Annotated in this window: 14 protein-coding genes; 4 read left to right on the forward strand and 10 right to left on the reverse strand. The window is 37.7% G+C overall.

All coding sequences use genetic code 11. The annotated features are described in order from the left end of the window. Positions 1–14: 14 nt before the first annotated feature. The 8 genes from tssA to tagH form a co-directional block, all read right to left on the reverse strand. Positions 15–1,130, reverse strand: a complete 1,116-nt coding sequence (tssA, locus tag L641_RS0118480; protein WP_024602746.1) for a type VI secretion system protein TssA — start codon at positions 1,128–1,130, stop codon at positions 15–17. A gap of 203 nt (positions 1,131–1,333) precedes the next feature. Then, complete coding sequence (locus L641_RS0118485) at positions 1,334–2,131, reverse strand: protein phosphatase 2C domain-containing protein (protein ID WP_024602747.1); 798 nt, start codon at positions 2,129–2,131, stop codon at positions 1,334–1,336. Further along, the gene (gene tagF, locus L641_RS0118490) at positions 2,124–2,852 is read right to left on the reverse strand and encodes a type VI secretion system-associated protein TagF (RefSeq protein ID WP_024602748.1); all 729 of its coding nucleotides are present in this window, start codon (positions 2,850–2,852) and stop codon (positions 2,124–2,126) included. Before tagF ends, L641_RS0118485 begins: the two co-directional genes overlap by 8 nt. After that, positions 2,834–6,343 (reverse strand): type VI secretion system membrane subunit TssM, encoded by a 3,510-nt coding sequence (gene tssM, locus L641_RS0118495; RefSeq protein WP_016900102.1) that lies wholly within the window; start codon positions 6,341–6,343, stop codon positions 2,834–2,836. Before tssM ends, tagF begins: the two co-directional genes overlap by 19 nt. Before the next feature lie 10 nt (positions 6,344–6,353). Then, positions 6,354–7,634 (reverse strand): type VI secretion system protein TssL, long form, encoded by a 1,281-nt coding sequence (tssL, locus tag L641_RS0118500; protein WP_013462961.1) that lies wholly within the window; start codon positions 7,632–7,634, stop codon positions 6,354–6,356. A 22-nt stretch (positions 7,635–7,656) separates the two neighbouring features. Then, positions 7,657–8,985, reverse strand: coding sequence for a type VI secretion system baseplate subunit TssK (gene tssK / locus L641_RS0118505; protein WP_024602749.1), 1,329 nt, complete (start codon positions 8,983–8,985; stop codon positions 7,657–7,659). Positions 8,986–9,000: 15 nt separating this feature from the next. Next, the gene (gene tssJ, locus L641_RS0118510; protein ID WP_013462959.1) at positions 9,001–9,465 is read right to left on the reverse strand and encodes a type VI secretion system lipoprotein TssJ; all 465 of its coding nucleotides are present in this window, start codon (positions 9,463–9,465) and stop codon (positions 9,001–9,003) included. 15 nt (positions 9,466–9,480) lie between these two features. Beyond that, on the reverse strand, positions 9,481–10,752 hold the full coding sequence (tagH, locus tag L641_RS0118515) for a type VI secretion system-associated FHA domain protein TagH (RefSeq protein ID WP_013462958.1): 1,272 nt from the start codon (positions 10,750–10,752) through the stop codon (positions 9,481–9,483). Positions 10,753–11,145: 393 nt separating this feature from the next. On the opposite strand from tagH, the gene L641_RS0118520 reads away from it, so the two are divergent. Together L641_RS0118520 and L641_RS0118525 are read left to right on the forward strand one after the other, a co-directional pair. After that, on the forward strand, positions 11,146–13,119 hold the full coding sequence (locus L641_RS0118520; protein ID WP_024602750.1) for a serine/threonine-protein kinase: 1,974 nt from the start codon (positions 11,146–11,148) through the stop codon (positions 13,117–13,119). A gap of 176 nt (positions 13,120–13,295) precedes the next feature. Then, entirely contained in the window at positions 13,296–13,640 is a 345-nt protein-coding gene (locus L641_RS0118525) for a PEGA domain-containing protein (protein ID WP_013462956.1), read from the forward strand. Positions 13,641–13,687: 47 nt separating this feature from the next. On the opposite strand, the gene L641_RS0118530 is transcribed toward L641_RS0118525, so the two are convergent. Continuing rightward, positions 13,688–14,053, reverse strand: coding sequence for a DUF1294 domain-containing protein (locus L641_RS0118530; protein ID WP_013462955.1), 366 nt, complete (start codon positions 14,051–14,053; stop codon positions 13,688–13,690). Positions 14,054–14,104: 51 nt separating this feature from the next. Between L641_RS0118530 and L641_RS0118535 the strand changes: the two genes are divergently transcribed. After that, positions 14,105–14,635 carry a hypothetical protein gene (locus tag L641_RS0118535; RefSeq protein WP_013462954.1) on the forward strand — a complete coding sequence of 177 codons (531 nt, stop codon included), beginning with the start codon at positions 14,105–14,107 and terminating at the stop codon, positions 14,633–14,635. Positions 14,636–14,739: 104 nt separating this feature from the next. Here the strand turns inward: L641_RS0118535 and L641_RS0118540 are convergent, their stop codons facing one another. Beyond that, a complete protein-coding gene (locus tag L641_RS0118540; protein ID WP_013462953.1) occupies positions 14,740–15,282 on the reverse strand; it encodes a carboxymuconolactone decarboxylase family protein in 543 nt (180 codons plus the stop codon). A gap of 114 nt (positions 15,283–15,396) precedes the next feature. On the opposite strand from L641_RS0118540, the gene L641_RS0118545 reads away from it, so the two are divergent. After that, entirely contained in the window at positions 15,397–15,984 is a 588-nt protein-coding gene (locus L641_RS0118545; RefSeq protein WP_024602751.1) for a TetR/AcrR family transcriptional regulator, read from the forward strand. The last annotated feature ends 115 nt before the right edge of the window (positions 15,985–16,099 follow it).

Below are 16,099 nucleotides of genomic sequence, written 5' to 3' on the forward strand. Positions count from 1 at the left end.
GAGAACTCCTTTTACTATGTTTCAGTTTCGCTGATCTTAATGCCAGACAACTTAAAGTATCCAGTCCTAGCATCACTATCTGTAATTAACTCATTTAATAACTCAGGTAGCGATAATTCGCTCCATCGAATAACTTGTTCTATCGTGTAAGACATCGGTGAATGAGGTTCAGTCTTTCTGAAAAAAGTCGCAATTTCTTGAAGTTTTTTAATTGCGTTTTCTCTTGAATTAATCTCATCACTGCTAAGCTTTTTAGGTTGCTCTGAGTCAGCTTGAATCGCATCCTCAACGAGTTCCTCTTCAGGCTCAGCGTTAGCTTTATCTAGTGCAGTTTGCGCTGCTTCAAGCTTATCTGCTGCTACGTGTTTTACCGCCGCTAAGCTCACTTCTAATGCTTGTTTGATGTTAGACGTCGGTTGTGGCTCACCTGTCACCTCATCCATAACTTCGCTCAAGGCAGCAAACTGCTCTATCGCATCTTCAATATCGTTTTTTAAAGACACAAAAAATTCGGTACTGGTCTCAGCGGCACTTTTTTCTAATTGCTCAAAATCAACTGCGCCTTGGGCTATTTTCTTTTCACGCTTTTCATCATTTAAACGCGAAATATCATACCCTTGCTGATACTCCCAAAAAGAAAAAGGATCCATACTGACACTGTCTGTCATATAAATGCTTTTTATTGGGATGATCAACGTGCCTTCACCGGCTGTACCATTTAAGCCAACTAAGGCTGACACTTTGTCTGAAATTTCATCACCGTCATCAAGTGTTGGATAAAGGGATTCAAAATGGTGTTCAAGCAAATACTTGGCAACGCGAAAACCAAACGCTATTCCTTTAAACCCGTGAACGCGGCATAAACCTTCAATTAGCCATGCAAGGTATTCAATATCCTTGCTTTCGCTTTTAACTGCCTCACTGCATTGTTCAAGTAATGGCAGCCAATCTCGCGAAAGTGAAGCAATTCCCTCTTCATCGACTAAGGCATTTCTTTCAGCCGCACGAAGTTGGTTTCTTAAATCTTTTAAGGCATAGTAAGTAGACGTTGGAGAGACGTCTGAGCGCGGATCAATACCTGCAAACTCAGCATCTGAAATAGGGGAAATATACTCTTCAAATAAAAACATTCCATTGTCCTAAATATTATCCATGTGCTCTAAGAAGCAAAGCGGAAATTATATTACATTCTTTAAATTAAATTACAAGCCTTGACGCTATTATGCCGATAAGCTGGCTAATGTTATTTTATAAATAATTGAAATAACAGTTTTTTTGTTCCTGATTTATTTACAACTTTTTTTCTTGATTATACTAAAACAGGCTTAATCAGCTACTTAGTGAACAATGGAATCGTTGCCTCATCTTGCAAATTGCAAGATTGTATCGATTGATTGGCATCCACATCATCATATTTCACTAAAATACAGGTCACGTTATCTTTGGCTCCTCTGACTAACGAAGAATGCATTAACGCCATTCCTGAATCAATAATACTAGAGGGTTCTAATGACAAACATATTTCTTCATCTGATAACTCGCCAGTAAGACCATCTGAGCACAGTAAAAATATATCGCCTGTGTTTATATCCCCTTCAACAACATCAACTTTTACTTCATCCATTACCCCTACGGCACGGGTAATTACATTAGACAGTGGATGATTTTTAGCTTCTTCAACAGAAATCATTCCTTCATCTATTAAGTCGTTAACTTGACTATGATCTCTAGAAACTTGAGTCAACTTACTGTTGCGTAACAAATAAGCTCTGCTGTCGCCAACCCATAAAATGTAATAGCGTTCATTTTTAACAAACAAAGCTGTCACCGTGCTGCCCGCTGTTTTGTTGCTTAAGTATTGCGCGCTATATTCAGTTAATTGTTTATTTGCATCTTCAATGGCTTTAACAATGTCACTGACGTTTAAATCTTCTAGTTTAAACTTTTCAACCTGGGTTCTTATAACATCAACAACTAATTGGCTGGCAACTTCACCCGCTTCATGTCCTCCCATACCATCAGCTACTACCCATAAATTATGGCTGTTAATTTCTACATGCGCGTCTTCGTTAAGTTGCCTAACAGCACCTCGGTGGGTAATGGCATAACTTGAGCTTAAATTGTTAATCACTATTTTTTACCTGTGTAAAATTCCATTCCCAATGTTTCCATCGTCCATCTAGCATAGCGGCCACTTGATTTACAGGCGGTAGAGCCGAAGTGATCAACACCATAGGCTTAATATTGCATGAGCCATGAGTCCACCAAACACTGTAATCACCATACTTTTTATATAAAATGGCATGCATGGCATCTTGTAAAATGTGATCACTTAATTCGGTACCAGAAAACTCCAATGCTGTAGCCTGTTTATTCTTATCTAGCGAGTTCGCAAAACTAACTTGCTTTTTAGTTGAAGTAATTTCGCTCAAAGTATTAGCTAACTCTTTGCGCCAAGAAAATAAATCAACGGAGCCATCAAGTACTTTGAGTACTGCATCTTCGTACTCCAACGAAAAAACACCAGAATGAAGCACATCGACAGGAGCAATATGTGTTGTTCGCGTTACCGTGAGAGGATAATGCCTCCCCACAGCATCCATACTTGGCAATAACGTGCCCATAACGCCAGTATCACCCACAATATTTGGGCTTAAGGCAAAATGCCAAACGGGACCTGTTAAATAGTTTTCTTGCCAAACATCACCAAGCTGTTCTTTACTTACAGCAATGGCAGCCTGAAGCCATTGCTCCCAATGCTCTGAAAACTCTTTAGTAACATTATCTTGAACAAAGTCACCTAAACAAGGGACTTTGCCAAGATAACCAATATCTACAATCGGGTCGGACATGAGAACTTCTCTACACTGCTATTCCAAAAAGGATGCCTGATTGAACTCGGCAATAATTCTACTTTTGCATTGTTACCCATTAGTGAGAAATGCAGCTCTAAGTCTTCACGCGTTTTACTTCGCTTTTCACTCAGTTCATCTAACATTCTGTATAGTGACCACTCACCTTGGTAGGTGGTGTTAATTGAACGCCCACCATTTGGTGGAGTAAATACCACTCGAGTTTTGCTTTGACCACTTGCACCAGGCCAAACAAAATTGGTCACCTTAAGCGGACCATGACGATAAATCATAGATTGGCCATCAATTTCAATCATGAAGCTTGAGACCGTTTTATCTAATTTAAAGGTACGCAAGCCAAACTCAATTCTTGGAGTATTACTACCACGGTCAAAAAATGCGGTTTGAATTTTGTAAGCATGCTCGAACATTTTTAACGTGTTGTTGCTAATACCAATATCTTTTTCAAACTTCCAAGGGGTTGAACTCATGTCCACACTCGGGGCTACGTAGCTATTGAAAAAGTTGTCTATGGTGCCATTAGGACCAAAGAAGCGGGTAAAGTCTTTAATGCTGACTTCTTTTTCAGCCTGCGGAGCAAATGGGTAACGGCCCACAATCGCCGCGTTATACTCGCGTAAAACTTTACTTTTCCAAATTTCATTTAGATGCCTGTTAGCACTATTTTTGGTTATGTTGCTAGTATCTCTACTAATATCCAGTAACCAACTATTAAATGGATAAGGTAAGTCGCTGCTTTGATACTCTAATTGGCGAATAAAGCTAGGTTTGCTCTTACCGCTTATTTGATCTTTAATGGAGTACTTAAGCTGATCGCCTCTATCAAGCTTGGTTAAATAAATATTTAACTCTCTTAAATTTTTCTGAATATTATCAAGTTGCTGAACATCAATATCAATAATATCTTCAAAGGCTTCTTCTACTTGGTAACCTGGTAGATCAATTTCAAATTTTGGAGCTTCATCAGGTAAAAAGCGCTTGATTCGATTTGCTTTAGTTTGCATAGCGACTTTAGCGGCATTGGCTGCCACATCACCAGCTACTTTTTGATTTTCAGATACTGGTAGTTTAGTAAGCTGAACATTCTTTTTCACCGCATTGATGATATTTTTAATCGGTGCTTCAGAGCCTGCTAGCACATCAGTAATATTGACGCCTTCAGCGGGTGAGCTGTATTGATTAAGACTCAAGTCATCTAAAAATGACTGCCAATAATAAATGTAATCTTGGAAATAGCGCTGCTCTAGTTTCTTCTCTATCTCCGCTTTAGAAATATCGTAAGTTCCTGAGGCTTCTTGCCCGTAAACCCAGCTACTAGCCATTAAGTTGCCAAGCATTTTTCCTTTTTCAATATTAAAAATGCCATGAAAACCATTAAAAGTGTATAACCCTGGAATGCTTCGCGTTAAGTCGCCGTTATTACGAAAAGTAAACTTTTGTGCACTTTCAAAGCTAATAATATCGGTTAGTCTGAAAGGCGGAATACTACTATCAAGAAAATCAGCTTGAAGACGCTGGTATGCTCTTTCCGCAATCGGTAGTTTAGTTAACTCTGCACGTGCAACTCGCACAGCTTGGTTATCTATTTCGGTTTGCGTGATTCCCTCATTGAGTAAAGCTGAAATATGATTCATTAACTCACCACGCGTTTGCATATTCATATCACCGGGTAAGTTTCTGTCTAAATAAGCACTGAACCACACCACAATATCTTCACTTTCAAAGTATTCAGGTTTAAACAACATTAAGTAACACTTTAGCGTTTCATATAAATAGCTTAAGTGTTCTGGATGCGCTTCCATTTCCTTAATTAAAGTATTAGCAACAAATGGCTCTAAATACGTTTGTAAAGAACGCTTGTAAGCATTAGTAGAAGATTCTTTAATTTCGGTTAACTTATTAAAACCAACTGATGAAGCATCCTCAGGGTTAATGAGCTCAGAGTTAGTAGCAGGTAGATTTCTCAGTGCATTTAGTCTGTCGTTCAACACCAATAAATTATTTCTATCAAACGAAGAGGCATCGAGCTCTTGGTAAGTAGTAATTGCCTCATCGGTGGCGTCTATTAAGTTGCTATTCCATGCAAAACTAAAGTACCACGAAACTGAAAAACCTAATAAAGCAACACACGCAGCTGAAATACTTGCAACGCGAAGCCATTTATTTTGCTTATCATGATGTTTGTTAGTGCTTGCTAAGTTTTGCTCAGGAAAAATAACACTTTCTAAAACATTCTTAATAAAGAAACTTTTAGATTGATTTATGTAATCTGTTTTCCCTGCGCTCGCATCATTTAAAAAGCTTGACGGTGTCCCTTCTTGCGTCGCACTGGTTAAGTACACCCCTCTGAACATGGGTAATTCTTCATAGGCATTGGGGGTGAAAATTTCTTTTAAAAAGTCATCACCTACGCCCTGCAATACCCGTAACTGTCGAGGGAATTCAAAAATTTTGGCACGGATAGCTTCGTTACGCTCGTTAATAAGCCGACGATTTAACATCTCCGTAAGCTTAGAAATTAAAGCATGGAACTCTTTATTGAACGCATCTACCTGAGTATCTTTATCTAAATCAAGTTCAAAGGTAATTCCCCAAACCTGCTCACATTCTTCTTCAGTTAGCTCAGCAAAAAACTCTCTAAAGCCTTCAATTAAATCAACTTTAGAAAAAATAACATAAACAGGAAATGTCATCCCTAGTTGGTTTTGTAATTCTTGAAGACGCTGTTTTATAGCACGAGCATGTAGGTTTCGCTCAGTTTTGGTCTGGCTCATTAGCTCAGAAATACCCATGCTGATCATCACGCCATTAATAGGGCGTAACGGGCGATGCTTTCTTAATAACCCTAAAAAACCTTCCCATGCTCTTGAGTCATGTTTTGCGTGGCTACTTTGTGTTGTGTAACGCCCTGCGGTATCAATTAATACCGCTTTATTGGTAAACCACCAGTCACAATTACGGGTACCGCCTACACCATGAACTAAGTCAACGCCTAGCTTATCTTTTAATGGATAATCGAGGCCTGAGTTATGAATAACCGTTGTTTTACCTGCACCCGGAGGGCCAATCATAATATACCAAGGTAACTGGTATATATTTTTACCTTTAAATAGCTTTACATCTTTTAGTAGATCTATAGCTTCATTCATTCTCGTTTTAAGAGTAGTAATTTCTTCGTTTACTTCACTACTATTGGCATCATTGTTATCAATTAACTCATCTGCCATTTTTTCATCGCGCTTATTTTGCTGCATAAGACGATAAATTTTGGTCACTGAAAAAACTAATAATACCAATAAAATAGTTAATAATCGTGATGCTACACCTGCAAGCGGTACATAGTCTGCCACTGCGATTAAAGGGCCACCAAACCAAATTAATAATGATAAGGCTAAAAAGCCGATAATTAATATAGCGGTTCGTGATGTTAGTGCGTAGGTTATTTTTTTAAATTTTTGTGAGAAACTCATTGCAGCCTCATTAAAATAATAGATCGATTTCAATTCGTCGGTTTAATGACCGAGAAGCTGAATCTGAATTGCTGGCGATAGGCTCTGCAGCGCCCTTTCCTTCTGGCCATAAACGACCGCTTAAGTTGGTACTTTTAGCCATTAAATTAGCAACCTGTGTTGCTCTGGCTAAAGAAAGATGCCAATTAGAAGGATACTTATCTGTACTAATTGGTAAGTCATCTGTGTGGCCCGTTATAAGCACTCGCCCTTTAGTTCCCTCTAAGCTTAACGCTAACTTTTCTAAAATAGGCTGAAATGATGGAAGTAGTTGAGAATCCCCTTGTTTAAACAAATTTTCACTGTTTATCGTTATGCGGATCCCATCGGAATTTTTTGCAACAGCAACAATCCCCATTTTAATTTCTGTTTGCAGTAACTGTTCAAGTACACGCAGCTGCTGATCTTTTTTATCAACCGTTTGATTAACAGCTAACGGATGAATGCCCGCTAGTTTTTCATTAATCGCAAAAACATCGTTATTTAGCTTCATATTTATTGATAGATAAATCATCAATAATATCAGCCCCAGCACAGAAAATATGACCCACAGTGGCACTTGATTTCTTAGTTCAACACCTGCAGCAACTCTTTGTTGCCAGTTTGGAGATAGTTTATTATTAATCGGGCCATCAAGCTGATTGAGTAAATGGTAAAGCTGTGAACGATACTCTTCGACTTTTGTATCGCCGCCGGCATCTAATCGATATTTCCCTTTAAAGCCTAAGTTTAAACAGTGGTATTGCAACTCCAAAAACTGTTTGTTTTTTTCAGGTTGCCCTAACCCGGCATCAAGTAGAGTATAAAAATACTCACCACCAAAGGTTTCTTTGTGAAAAGTCGACAGCAGACTTTCATCAGCCCACTCCATTGAGCTCCACTTTGAATTCAATACAGACTCATCAAGAATAGCGCATAGGCAATAGCGTGAATTATTAATCACTTCTTTTGATAGGTGCTGGTTACGGACTTCCACTTCAAAACGCTTTATAGCCTCAACACAGCGGTGCTTGAGCGCTGCTAGATTGCTCATTTCAAGCGATTGATTTATGGATATCACAAGAGAAAAGCAATCTGTTGCCGCTTCTAACAAGGGATTTTTAAAAATTGATACCTTATTATTGCTCATCGGCTTTGCAGAGGGTGGCTCAACCGACATAACGGTTTTATCAGCATCATTTTGCGCTGCACCACTGCTTGGGGTATTTCGCCCTAGTCGGCCAGGGCGTGGTTTTATAATGGTTTCGTCCATTGAAACTCTTCCTTTTAAAAAGTTAAGTTCTAATAGCCCAAAGGCTTAATTGGAGTTCTGGGTAACTTCCTGAGAGGTGGATAGCAATTCCTCCGCTGGAGCGCAGTTTTTCCCAATGTTCACCATGGCGATTTAATTCAAAATAATGAAAACCAGCATGGTAAGGGATCTGTCTTGGCGCTGTTGGCAAGTTACTAATTGTAATACCTGGGATCTGGTTGTTAACAAGATCACGAATGGTTTCAACGCTGCCAATTTTAATTTGCGAAGGTAGAATTTTTCTCAACTCTTCATGCGGAACGCTTGCTTTAATTGCTAAAACAAACTGCGCTGAATTTAAAATAGATTTATCTTTTAAGGCACCAAACGAAATACCAAACTTACTTTGTTCAAGCTTAATTTCAGTCGCGGTTTGCTCAATTACATGGCTTAATAATTGGTATAAAAAGTTAACCACTTCACTAAACACTTGCCCTAAATTTGTGTGATCATAATTAGGTAATTTAGGCACTCTTTTATTAGCCGTGCTAAAGGTTGATAACTCACCTGCCAGTTCAATTAAGCGGCTATAAAACACGTTCGGATGTAAACTATTAACGCTGAGCAAATTATTAAATATCGCGTCATATTTATTTAGTGTTTGCAGCATTATAAAATCTGCAACTGACGTACTACCCGCATAACCTTGGCACAACCTAGCAGCAATGCTTTCAGCGCGTTGCTTTATCATTGAGCCAATTTCTCTCACTAGCCCCGATAAAGGTTTACACTGCCCTACTTTTAAAGAGGGAGGAATGTACTTTGCATCTAACTTTATTTGCCCTTCGCTGCTCACATCCACTATTCGTGCTAAAGGCAACACGATATACCCTGAATGATCATCAGAAGACAGCATCAACTTACTGTATACTTTTGCAACTTGAATTATTTCTTGAGACTGCGCTCCCAATAAGTCATCACTCACTGCCAAATCGTTAAGCTTATAGCGAGTAACCATATTATCGTCAGTTGACGATATATTAACGCCACTATTTTTTAGCGCAGGAATAGCCAAATAAACAATTTCATCAAACACATCTTTATTAACCACTAAAGGCTCAGGTAAAGAGGTTGACTGAGGCATATCAATTGGCAATAGATCCGGGGTGATTGCAGTTAATGAATCAACAGCGAATTGACCACTGTTAAGTAATTCATTATCAATACTAATATCAATTATTCCCCATGGATCAGCAAGGTTTCCACTGCATACTTGCTTAATCACATTTGAAATATATTTATCTGATTGCTGAAAGTGCTGAGGTCTTAAAAACATCCCCTCAGTCCAAGCAACACGAGTGTTATCACCCATTTTAAAAATCCTTTTTTATTGCTCTCTCATGTATGTAGCAATCGCTTCTACATTTACATTGATGTCGTCATAACCGGTGGGGTCAACTTCAATAACCGCTCTCCACCTTGCTTGGTCTATATTTCTGTAAGCAACAACAACCCCAACATAACGAGTATTACGATTAAGGCTCATTTTATATTGCTGTACTGAATCAGGTTGAAGCTCTAACTCATCCTTTTTTAATAAATCAGGGCCTAATATCTTTTCTGGCGTATCGTATAAGCTAAAAAAATCCTGCGTGTCAAAAATTGTTCTTGAGCTCAACTCAAAAATTTTCATCACCACCGGAGAAGGGCGTTCTGATGTATCCGGATTAACATTTTTAGATACATTGATGATCAGATCTGTAGAAGGAGGTACGATTTTATTCATCGTAGTACATCCCAGTACCAAAAATAGTAAACTAAAACTCATTAAATAGAGCTTAACTTTATGCATTATTTACTTTCCTTTCTAGAGCGTTTCTTTGATTCGATCGTTATATGCTTTTAAAAAATCATCAGACATAGCCATAGCGCCTTTCGCGTTAACTTCCTGAGAAATATCATCATATAAACTTTGATATAACTTCCAGCATTTAGACTCTATTTGGCCTGGAATAATTTTTAACACGTTAGAATTATCGTTTGCCTGTTGATTAATTTGCACGGGAGAAACTTGCGATAACATCCCTTTGAGCACGCCATCTGCACCAGCGAGCAGTGCTTGCTCGTGCTTGCGTGTATCTACAAAGCTTTCTTTAATAGATTCATTCGAAGACAGAAAGCTTGCACTATTTTTTATGAACAAGTTCTGAATAACATCATCAATATTGGCAGAAAACTTCAATGGGTTGTTCTGTTCGGTCTGAAACATTGTATGGTTCAGTCTTAATTTGTTCTTTACAATCGCGCGTTGGCGTAAAGATTCCATGAGCTCTGTCAGTAACAAACTTAAGCCCTGCCCCATCTCAAACCACAGCTTTTCATTATCTAGAGCACTTTTAAGCTCATCCTTAATCCCCAATCCGTTTAAAAAGGCATCACAAAACACTTTATCATTTTGAGCAAAGCTTTTTACAGGCGCTGTTTGTTTTACAGCTTGCTGCTCAGCATTATAACGTTTAGTCGGCGCACTTTCTTTTATTGGAGCTGGAGTGTCAACTGGCGCTGAAGAATTCACTTCGTCATTACCAAGATCAAACTCATCGGTATTCATAAGGCGAGTTAGCTCATCCCAATCTTCTGGAATATGATTATCCGCTGTTGCTTGTTGTGAAATTACAGATACCGCAGGCATAGACTCATTCATAATTGAATCATTGAATAACGGCGCAGACTCTGCAGTTTGACTACTATGTGAAGCAAATGTACTTACTTGTTGAGAACTGTTTGAAGTAATAGGATTACTAATATCTGCGTGTGGCTCATCAGCTAAACTAACATCAACCTGAAAATCACCAATAGTTAAGACATCACTATCTGACAAACGTTGTTTATTACCTTGACCTAAAGGCGCCACTGCAAAATTAATAAACAAACCATTGGTTGAATTATCGTATATATAAAAAGAATCGCCTTCTTTTTCAATTCTACCGTGCTTACTTGAGATAATTTTTTCAGGATCGGGGAGATGCCAATCGCATCCCTCAGAGCGACCAAAAGTGAGTGAATCTTTTACCGTTTTGGTAGCTTCGATTTCAGGCGAAAGTCTGTGATAACTAGTGATGTTTAGTATCAGTTCCATTTGATAAGTCAGTCCCTATAGCATTATTGTGAACAGGATAAAGTAGAAGCGAAACTATTGTCAACATTGAAATTAACACAGAGAAATGTCGCATTGTAGATTTTGTCTCTAAAACAATACGGCCTATATACTCATCGACGGCGTTTGTTACTTTTCTTTTTAATGCTTTTTAACTAGGCCAAAAATAAACACTTTAGAGACATCTTCTGGCTTTAAACCGACTTTTTCAATTCACTATAAAGCGAGTTCACCGGCAACAATATGCTATTCAGGCATTGCTATAATTGTATATTTTTGTAAAATACATGCTTATATCAGAGGGAAAATTGATAGGTAAGTAGAGATTATTTACCTTTGTAATTATTTAACTAAACACAATAAAAGGATTTTTTAATGAGCAATATTAATGATAACAACGATAAAACTCAGATTGCTTCTCTAGACTCCAGCACAAAAAAAACATCAAGCATCCATAAACAAAACCTCCTCGGCAAAAAGATATCCGATCGCTACCTAATTGAAGAGCTCATCGGGCAAGGTGGAATGTGTTACATATATCGTGCGCGAGATACCTTTTTAGAAAACAACGGTCGCTCTGAAGCATCGGTCGCTATAAAAGTGCTCCAAGAAGAGTTTTCCAACTCTGAAGAAGCTATTTCATTATTGAAAGATGAAACAGCAAAAACACAACAACTTGCTCACCCTAGTATTGTAAAAGTGTACTCAGCAGACTCTGATGGCGATTTATATTATGTCACTATGGAGCTCATTGAGGGAGAAACTCTAGAACAAATTATTAAGCGAAATAAACCCTCAGGTTTAGCGTTTAAAAAAGCGAAAATTATTTTAGAGCAATTAACTGACGCCCTTATATATGCCCACTCACGTGGCGTAATACATAATGATCTTAAGCCTTCGAATATTATTTTTGACTCTAATGGTAACCTCAAAGTGCTTGATTTTGGTATTGCTAAACACAAAAGTTTGGACGACCAATATGCTGTTAAAAACGAAAGTGAGTTTGCAACCATTGGTGGTTATACTCCAACGTATGCTAGCCCTGAGCAGCTAAAAGGCGGCGAAGCATCCATTAAAGATGATGTATTTTCATTTGCCTGTATTGCTTATGAGCTTCTAAGCAGTAAGCACCCATTTAACCGCATTGCTGCAGATAAAGTCCCTAAAAATACTACTGTAAAAAAACCAAGTAATTGCCCTCTCCTTTTATGGAAAAATTTACATAAAGCATTATCTTTAAGCGCCAGCCAAAGACTCGATTCACTAGAACAAATTTCAAAAACGCTAAAAGTAAACTTAAAACCCGCTATTTTTGCCAGTGTGGCTAGTGTGGCAATTATTGCCTTAATAACTCAAAATTATTTTTCAAGCTCAGATAATACCAAGCAATTACAGGCACAACTTGATAACGCCAAGGCAATCAACCAACAAGTGGAAGCATGGATGTCTTGGCAAGGCCCTACTATTTTAAACAAGCTAGAACAAATTCCGCCACAGTATGAGGTGCTTAAACAAGGATTACTCAGATCAAATCAGCAAAGTATATTAGATAGCTTTAATGATGAAGCAAGCCAGTTTAATAATATTGCGGGCCGTAAATTTAAAGATTTTGATAAAATAATAGCGGTCTATTCTAATGCACTGAACTACTATCCCGATTCAGAAAAACTTTCGATGCAATTAGAAAGTGTATTGAGAGAGCGCCAATCAATTATTTTTGATATTACCGCGAGAATAGATTTATTACTCGAACAATCACGCTACAACGAAGACCAGCCCAATAGTATTGCTCATCTCGTTAAAGATCTAAAAGAAGTAGATAAAACTTACCGTTATCAACCAACAGATCTGCATCTTGATAACTTTACTGTTGCGTTAAACACAGCCATAGAAAGCGATGATGTCATCTCACAAAAAGTACTTTTAAATGTGGGTAAAATTATATTTTCAAATAACAAAAAAGCAGAAGAGCTTCTTGCTAATTTAATGAAGCGTGAGTCTGCAATTAATGCACTAACCGCATACCAACAAAAGATTAATTTAGGCGAACAAGCCGAGTTTCCTCGTGCCGATGCGGTCATTTTTTATGGTCCAAAGTTTCAACGCTTTTCTGCACAATTAGAAACTATTGAAGATCATAAAGCTTTAATGGAATTTGAAGAGTTTATTAAATCCGAATCGACAGCACTACCCAACGATTTTTCTCTTTTAGTATCACTTAGAAAAGAATTATCGAGACGTTACATTAGTACAGCGAACGATTTAATGAAAAAAAGAATGTATAAAGCAGCTGAACGTTTGGTTGAAAAAAGTGAGGCCATCACGCAATCGTTAGACAATATGCTTTAAACAACTCTTATTTATTGCTCAAAAATAACACAGATATAATTGAATATAGATTAGTTAGCTATTAGACTAACCCAAAATATACATAATAAAGTCAAGGACGACGAGTGCATTTTCATCATCATACACTCCGCCAAGATTTTAAAATATTTAGACTTTTTATAATTAATGGAGTACCTATGAAAAATTTAAGCTTATTAGCTGCAGCCGTTATACTTACGGGTTGTTCGACAACTTCTAGTGTAAATAAACCAGAGGAAGTAGTTATTGAGCCAACGTCTCAAGTTAGCGAAGAGAATGCGCCGATATCACTGACTGTTATTACTAACCCTGCAGACTCTAGAGTACGCATTATGAATATAGTGCCTGTATATCAAGACGCTATAGAACTAGATGCAGGTAAATATGATATCGAAGTAAGTAAGGCAGGCTATGTGACTTATAGAAAGTGGGTAACGGTTGACAAAAAAACCATCTTAACTATTGAGCTAGATGAAAAACAGCTAAGCCAGTCTGCGCAATAAGCGAATTATCAATTTAAAATGCCTTTATTACGCTCAATAAAGGCATTTTAAATACGGTAATAGGCAAACCACGCATAACTAATTACACTAATATTAACTACAATACATACCCATAGCACTGCAATAAAAACTCGTTTTTGTGACTTATGCCGTAAACTTTGCTGCGCTATAAGTGCACCGGGCCACCCTCCAAATAAAGCCAATAGATGTAAGTGTCGTTCAGGTATACGACTGACTTTTTTGTGGTTTGATTGTACCGCTTTTCGCTTATCCCATGCGTAATATATATATGTAATACAGCTGATCAAAGAAACATATATGGGTAAGTACATTTCAACTTCATTATTTAAGTAAGCTAACCAAAATAAGGCTATAAACAAGCTGGAAAATATAATTAAGCTACTTTTTATCAAAAAATAATCGCCTATAATGAAGATAATTAAAAGAAACACCAAGGTTAAATTATGACATATTTAAAGGCTTCGATGCTGCTGTTTTCACTATGTATATTCAGTATTCAAGCAAATAATAAAACGGATTTACTAGAGCCTGAGCTTGCGGTATTCACTCCTTACTTAGGTACTTGGCAAGCTGATTTTCATATAGATAAAAACCCGCTTCCAACCCAAGATGTGACCAAATGGGAGCGCACCTTAAATGGTAAAGCCATTCGCACTACGCATTCTATAAATGAAGGTGAGTATGGGGGCGAATCAATGATTTTCTATGATCGCAAAAAACAGTCATTAGTATTTTATTATTTTACTACGGCTGGCTTTTATACCAAAGGAGTCATGAAAGTGTTGAGCCCAACACAATTTGTTGCTTATGAAGACGTCACTGGCAGCCAAGAGGGCATCACTAAAGTTAAATCAACTAGTGAATTCAAGGATGAGCAATTTGTTGTTTCCACCAGTTATTTAAAAAAAGGTGAATGGACTAAGCCGCAAATTCGCACCTACCATCGCAGCAATAAAGAAGTAAAGTTTAAATAAGTTTTACTTATTGCCTTGTAATACCTAAAAACGTATTAGTTCTTTAAAAAACAGTGTTCTAGCCATTAATAATTACGATTTTGAACTAGAACACTGATCTTAAGTTACTTTATAAATTTTTTAAACGCATTATCAACAGGCGTATCTGCAAGATGGTTGGTGTAATTACTCATCACCTTTTGCGCAAGACCCAACACAATTTCAAGAAGCTGTTGTTTTGTATACCCTGCTGCAAAAAACTTTTCCTGCTGTGACTGACTTAACACACCACGTTCTCGTGTCATTTCAAGCGTTGTCTCACGAAGTGTCTCAAGTTTAGGATCAGCAAGCGGGGTTTTATTGACTAATGCATCCACAATATTCTCATCAACCTTCATGGCAGCGGCTATACCACTGTGTGCTGGCACACAATAATGGCACTCGTGCTCAACATTAATTGATTGCCAAACAACCGTTAACTCTTGTGCATTAAACGATGTTTTTTGAAATAACTCATGCAGTACTTGATAACCCTTTAGCAATGTTGGTGCCTCAGCCATCACAGCATGAAGATTAGGCAACATTCCAAAAGCGGCGACAGAGTCTGCTAATAAAGGTTTTGCCTCTGCTGATACATTTTCTTGCGTGTATAAGGTAAATTCAGCCATAGTTTTGCTCCTATATAATAAATAGTATTAAGTCGTGTTGAGAAACATATTATTTGATTTTGAGCGGTCGCTCAAGTTAAAATTGAACAGTCGCTCAAATTAATAGAAACTATTATGGCCAATAAAATTAAATTTGAACGTGAACATGTTGTTCGCGTGGCAAGTCAGCTGTTCTGGGAGAAAGGCTTTCATGCTACTTCTACCCGCGATTTACAGGAAGCTATAAATATGCGACCAGGAAGTATTTACTCTGCATTTGGCTCTAAAGAAGGGTTATACAGTGAATCTTTAAAAGACTACACCGTACAGATGAAAAGCCAAATTGAGGGCTTTATAGCAAACTCTGATTCGATTTTAGGTGGTTTGCGGGCATTTGTTGAAAATGTAATTATTAAAACCAAGGACTGCAGTCCAAGTGCTATTTGTATGTTAGTAAAAGCAAATACCGAATTTCCTGAAAAAGACACGGCTTTAAGTGAGTTAAGCGCAGGCTTACTGACTAAATTTGAATCTTATTTAACCACATTGTTTACCCGCGCTATTGAAAATGGTGAGCTAAGCGGTGATTTAACTGCAACTGCATACGCACAATTTTTCCAAGTGCAATTTACAGGATTACGAGGTTACTTTAATCGCCCTGCAGTCGAGCATTTGGCGATGCCGATGATCAACCAAATGTTTGTACTAATCAAAAAACTGTAATCCTATTGGGTGCTTGTCTTTGCGCTTAAATAAACTCTTTTTATATTCAGTTTGATTATTCAGCGTATAAAAAAGCGGCTAATCTGTATTAAATTAGCCGCTTGTTTAACTCTAA

Source organism: Pseudoalteromonas sp. TB41 (assembly GCF_000497975.1).
Taxonomy (GTDB): domain Bacteria; phylum Pseudomonadota; class Gammaproteobacteria; order Enterobacterales; family Alteromonadaceae; genus Pseudoalteromonas; species Pseudoalteromonas tetraodonis.

What these genes read in the sequence shown, in the direction of transcription:
- tssA (WP_024602746.1), bottom strand. Translation starts at nt 1,130, where the DNA reads ATGTTTTTATTTGAAGAGTATATTTCCCCTATTTCAGATGCTGAGTTT.
- tagF (WP_024602748.1), bottom strand. Translation starts at nt 2,852, where the DNA reads ATGTCCGACCCGATTGTAGATATTGGTTATCTTGGCAAAGTCCCTTGT.
- tssM (WP_016900102.1), bottom strand. Translation starts at nt 6,343, where the DNA reads ATGAGTTTCTCACAAAAATTTAAAAAAATAACCTACGCACTAACATCA.
- tssL (WP_013462961.1), bottom strand. Translation starts at nt 7,634, where the DNA reads ATGGACGAAACCATTATAAAACCACGCCCTGGCCGACTAGGGCGAAAT.
- tssK (WP_024602749.1), bottom strand. Translation starts at nt 8,985, where the DNA reads ATGGGTGATAACACTCGTGTTGCTTGGACTGAGGGGATGTTTTTAAGA.
- tssJ (WP_013462959.1), bottom strand. Translation starts at nt 9,465, where the DNA reads ATGCATAAAGTTAAGCTCTATTTAATGAGTTTTAGTTTACTATTTTTG.
- tagH (WP_013462958.1), bottom strand. Translation starts at nt 10,752, where the DNA reads ATGGAACTGATACTAAACATCACTAGTTATCACAGACTTTCGCCTGAA.
- L641_RS0118520 (WP_024602750.1), top strand. Translation starts at nt 11,146, where the DNA reads ATGAGCAATATTAATGATAACAACGATAAAACTCAGATTGCTTCTCTA.
- L641_RS0118525 (WP_013462956.1), top strand. Translation starts at nt 13,296, where the DNA reads ATGAAAAATTTAAGCTTATTAGCTGCAGCCGTTATACTTACGGGTTGT.
- L641_RS0118535 (WP_013462954.1), top strand. Translation starts at nt 14,105, where the DNA reads ATGACATATTTAAAGGCTTCGATGCTGCTGTTTTCACTATGTATATTC.
- L641_RS0118540 (WP_013462953.1), bottom strand. Translation starts at nt 15,282, where the DNA reads ATGGCTGAATTTACCTTATACACGCAAGAAAATGTATCAGCAGAGGCA.
- L641_RS0118545 (WP_024602751.1), top strand. Translation starts at nt 15,397, where the DNA reads ATGGCCAATAAAATTAAATTTGAACGTGAACATGTTGTTCGCGTGGCA.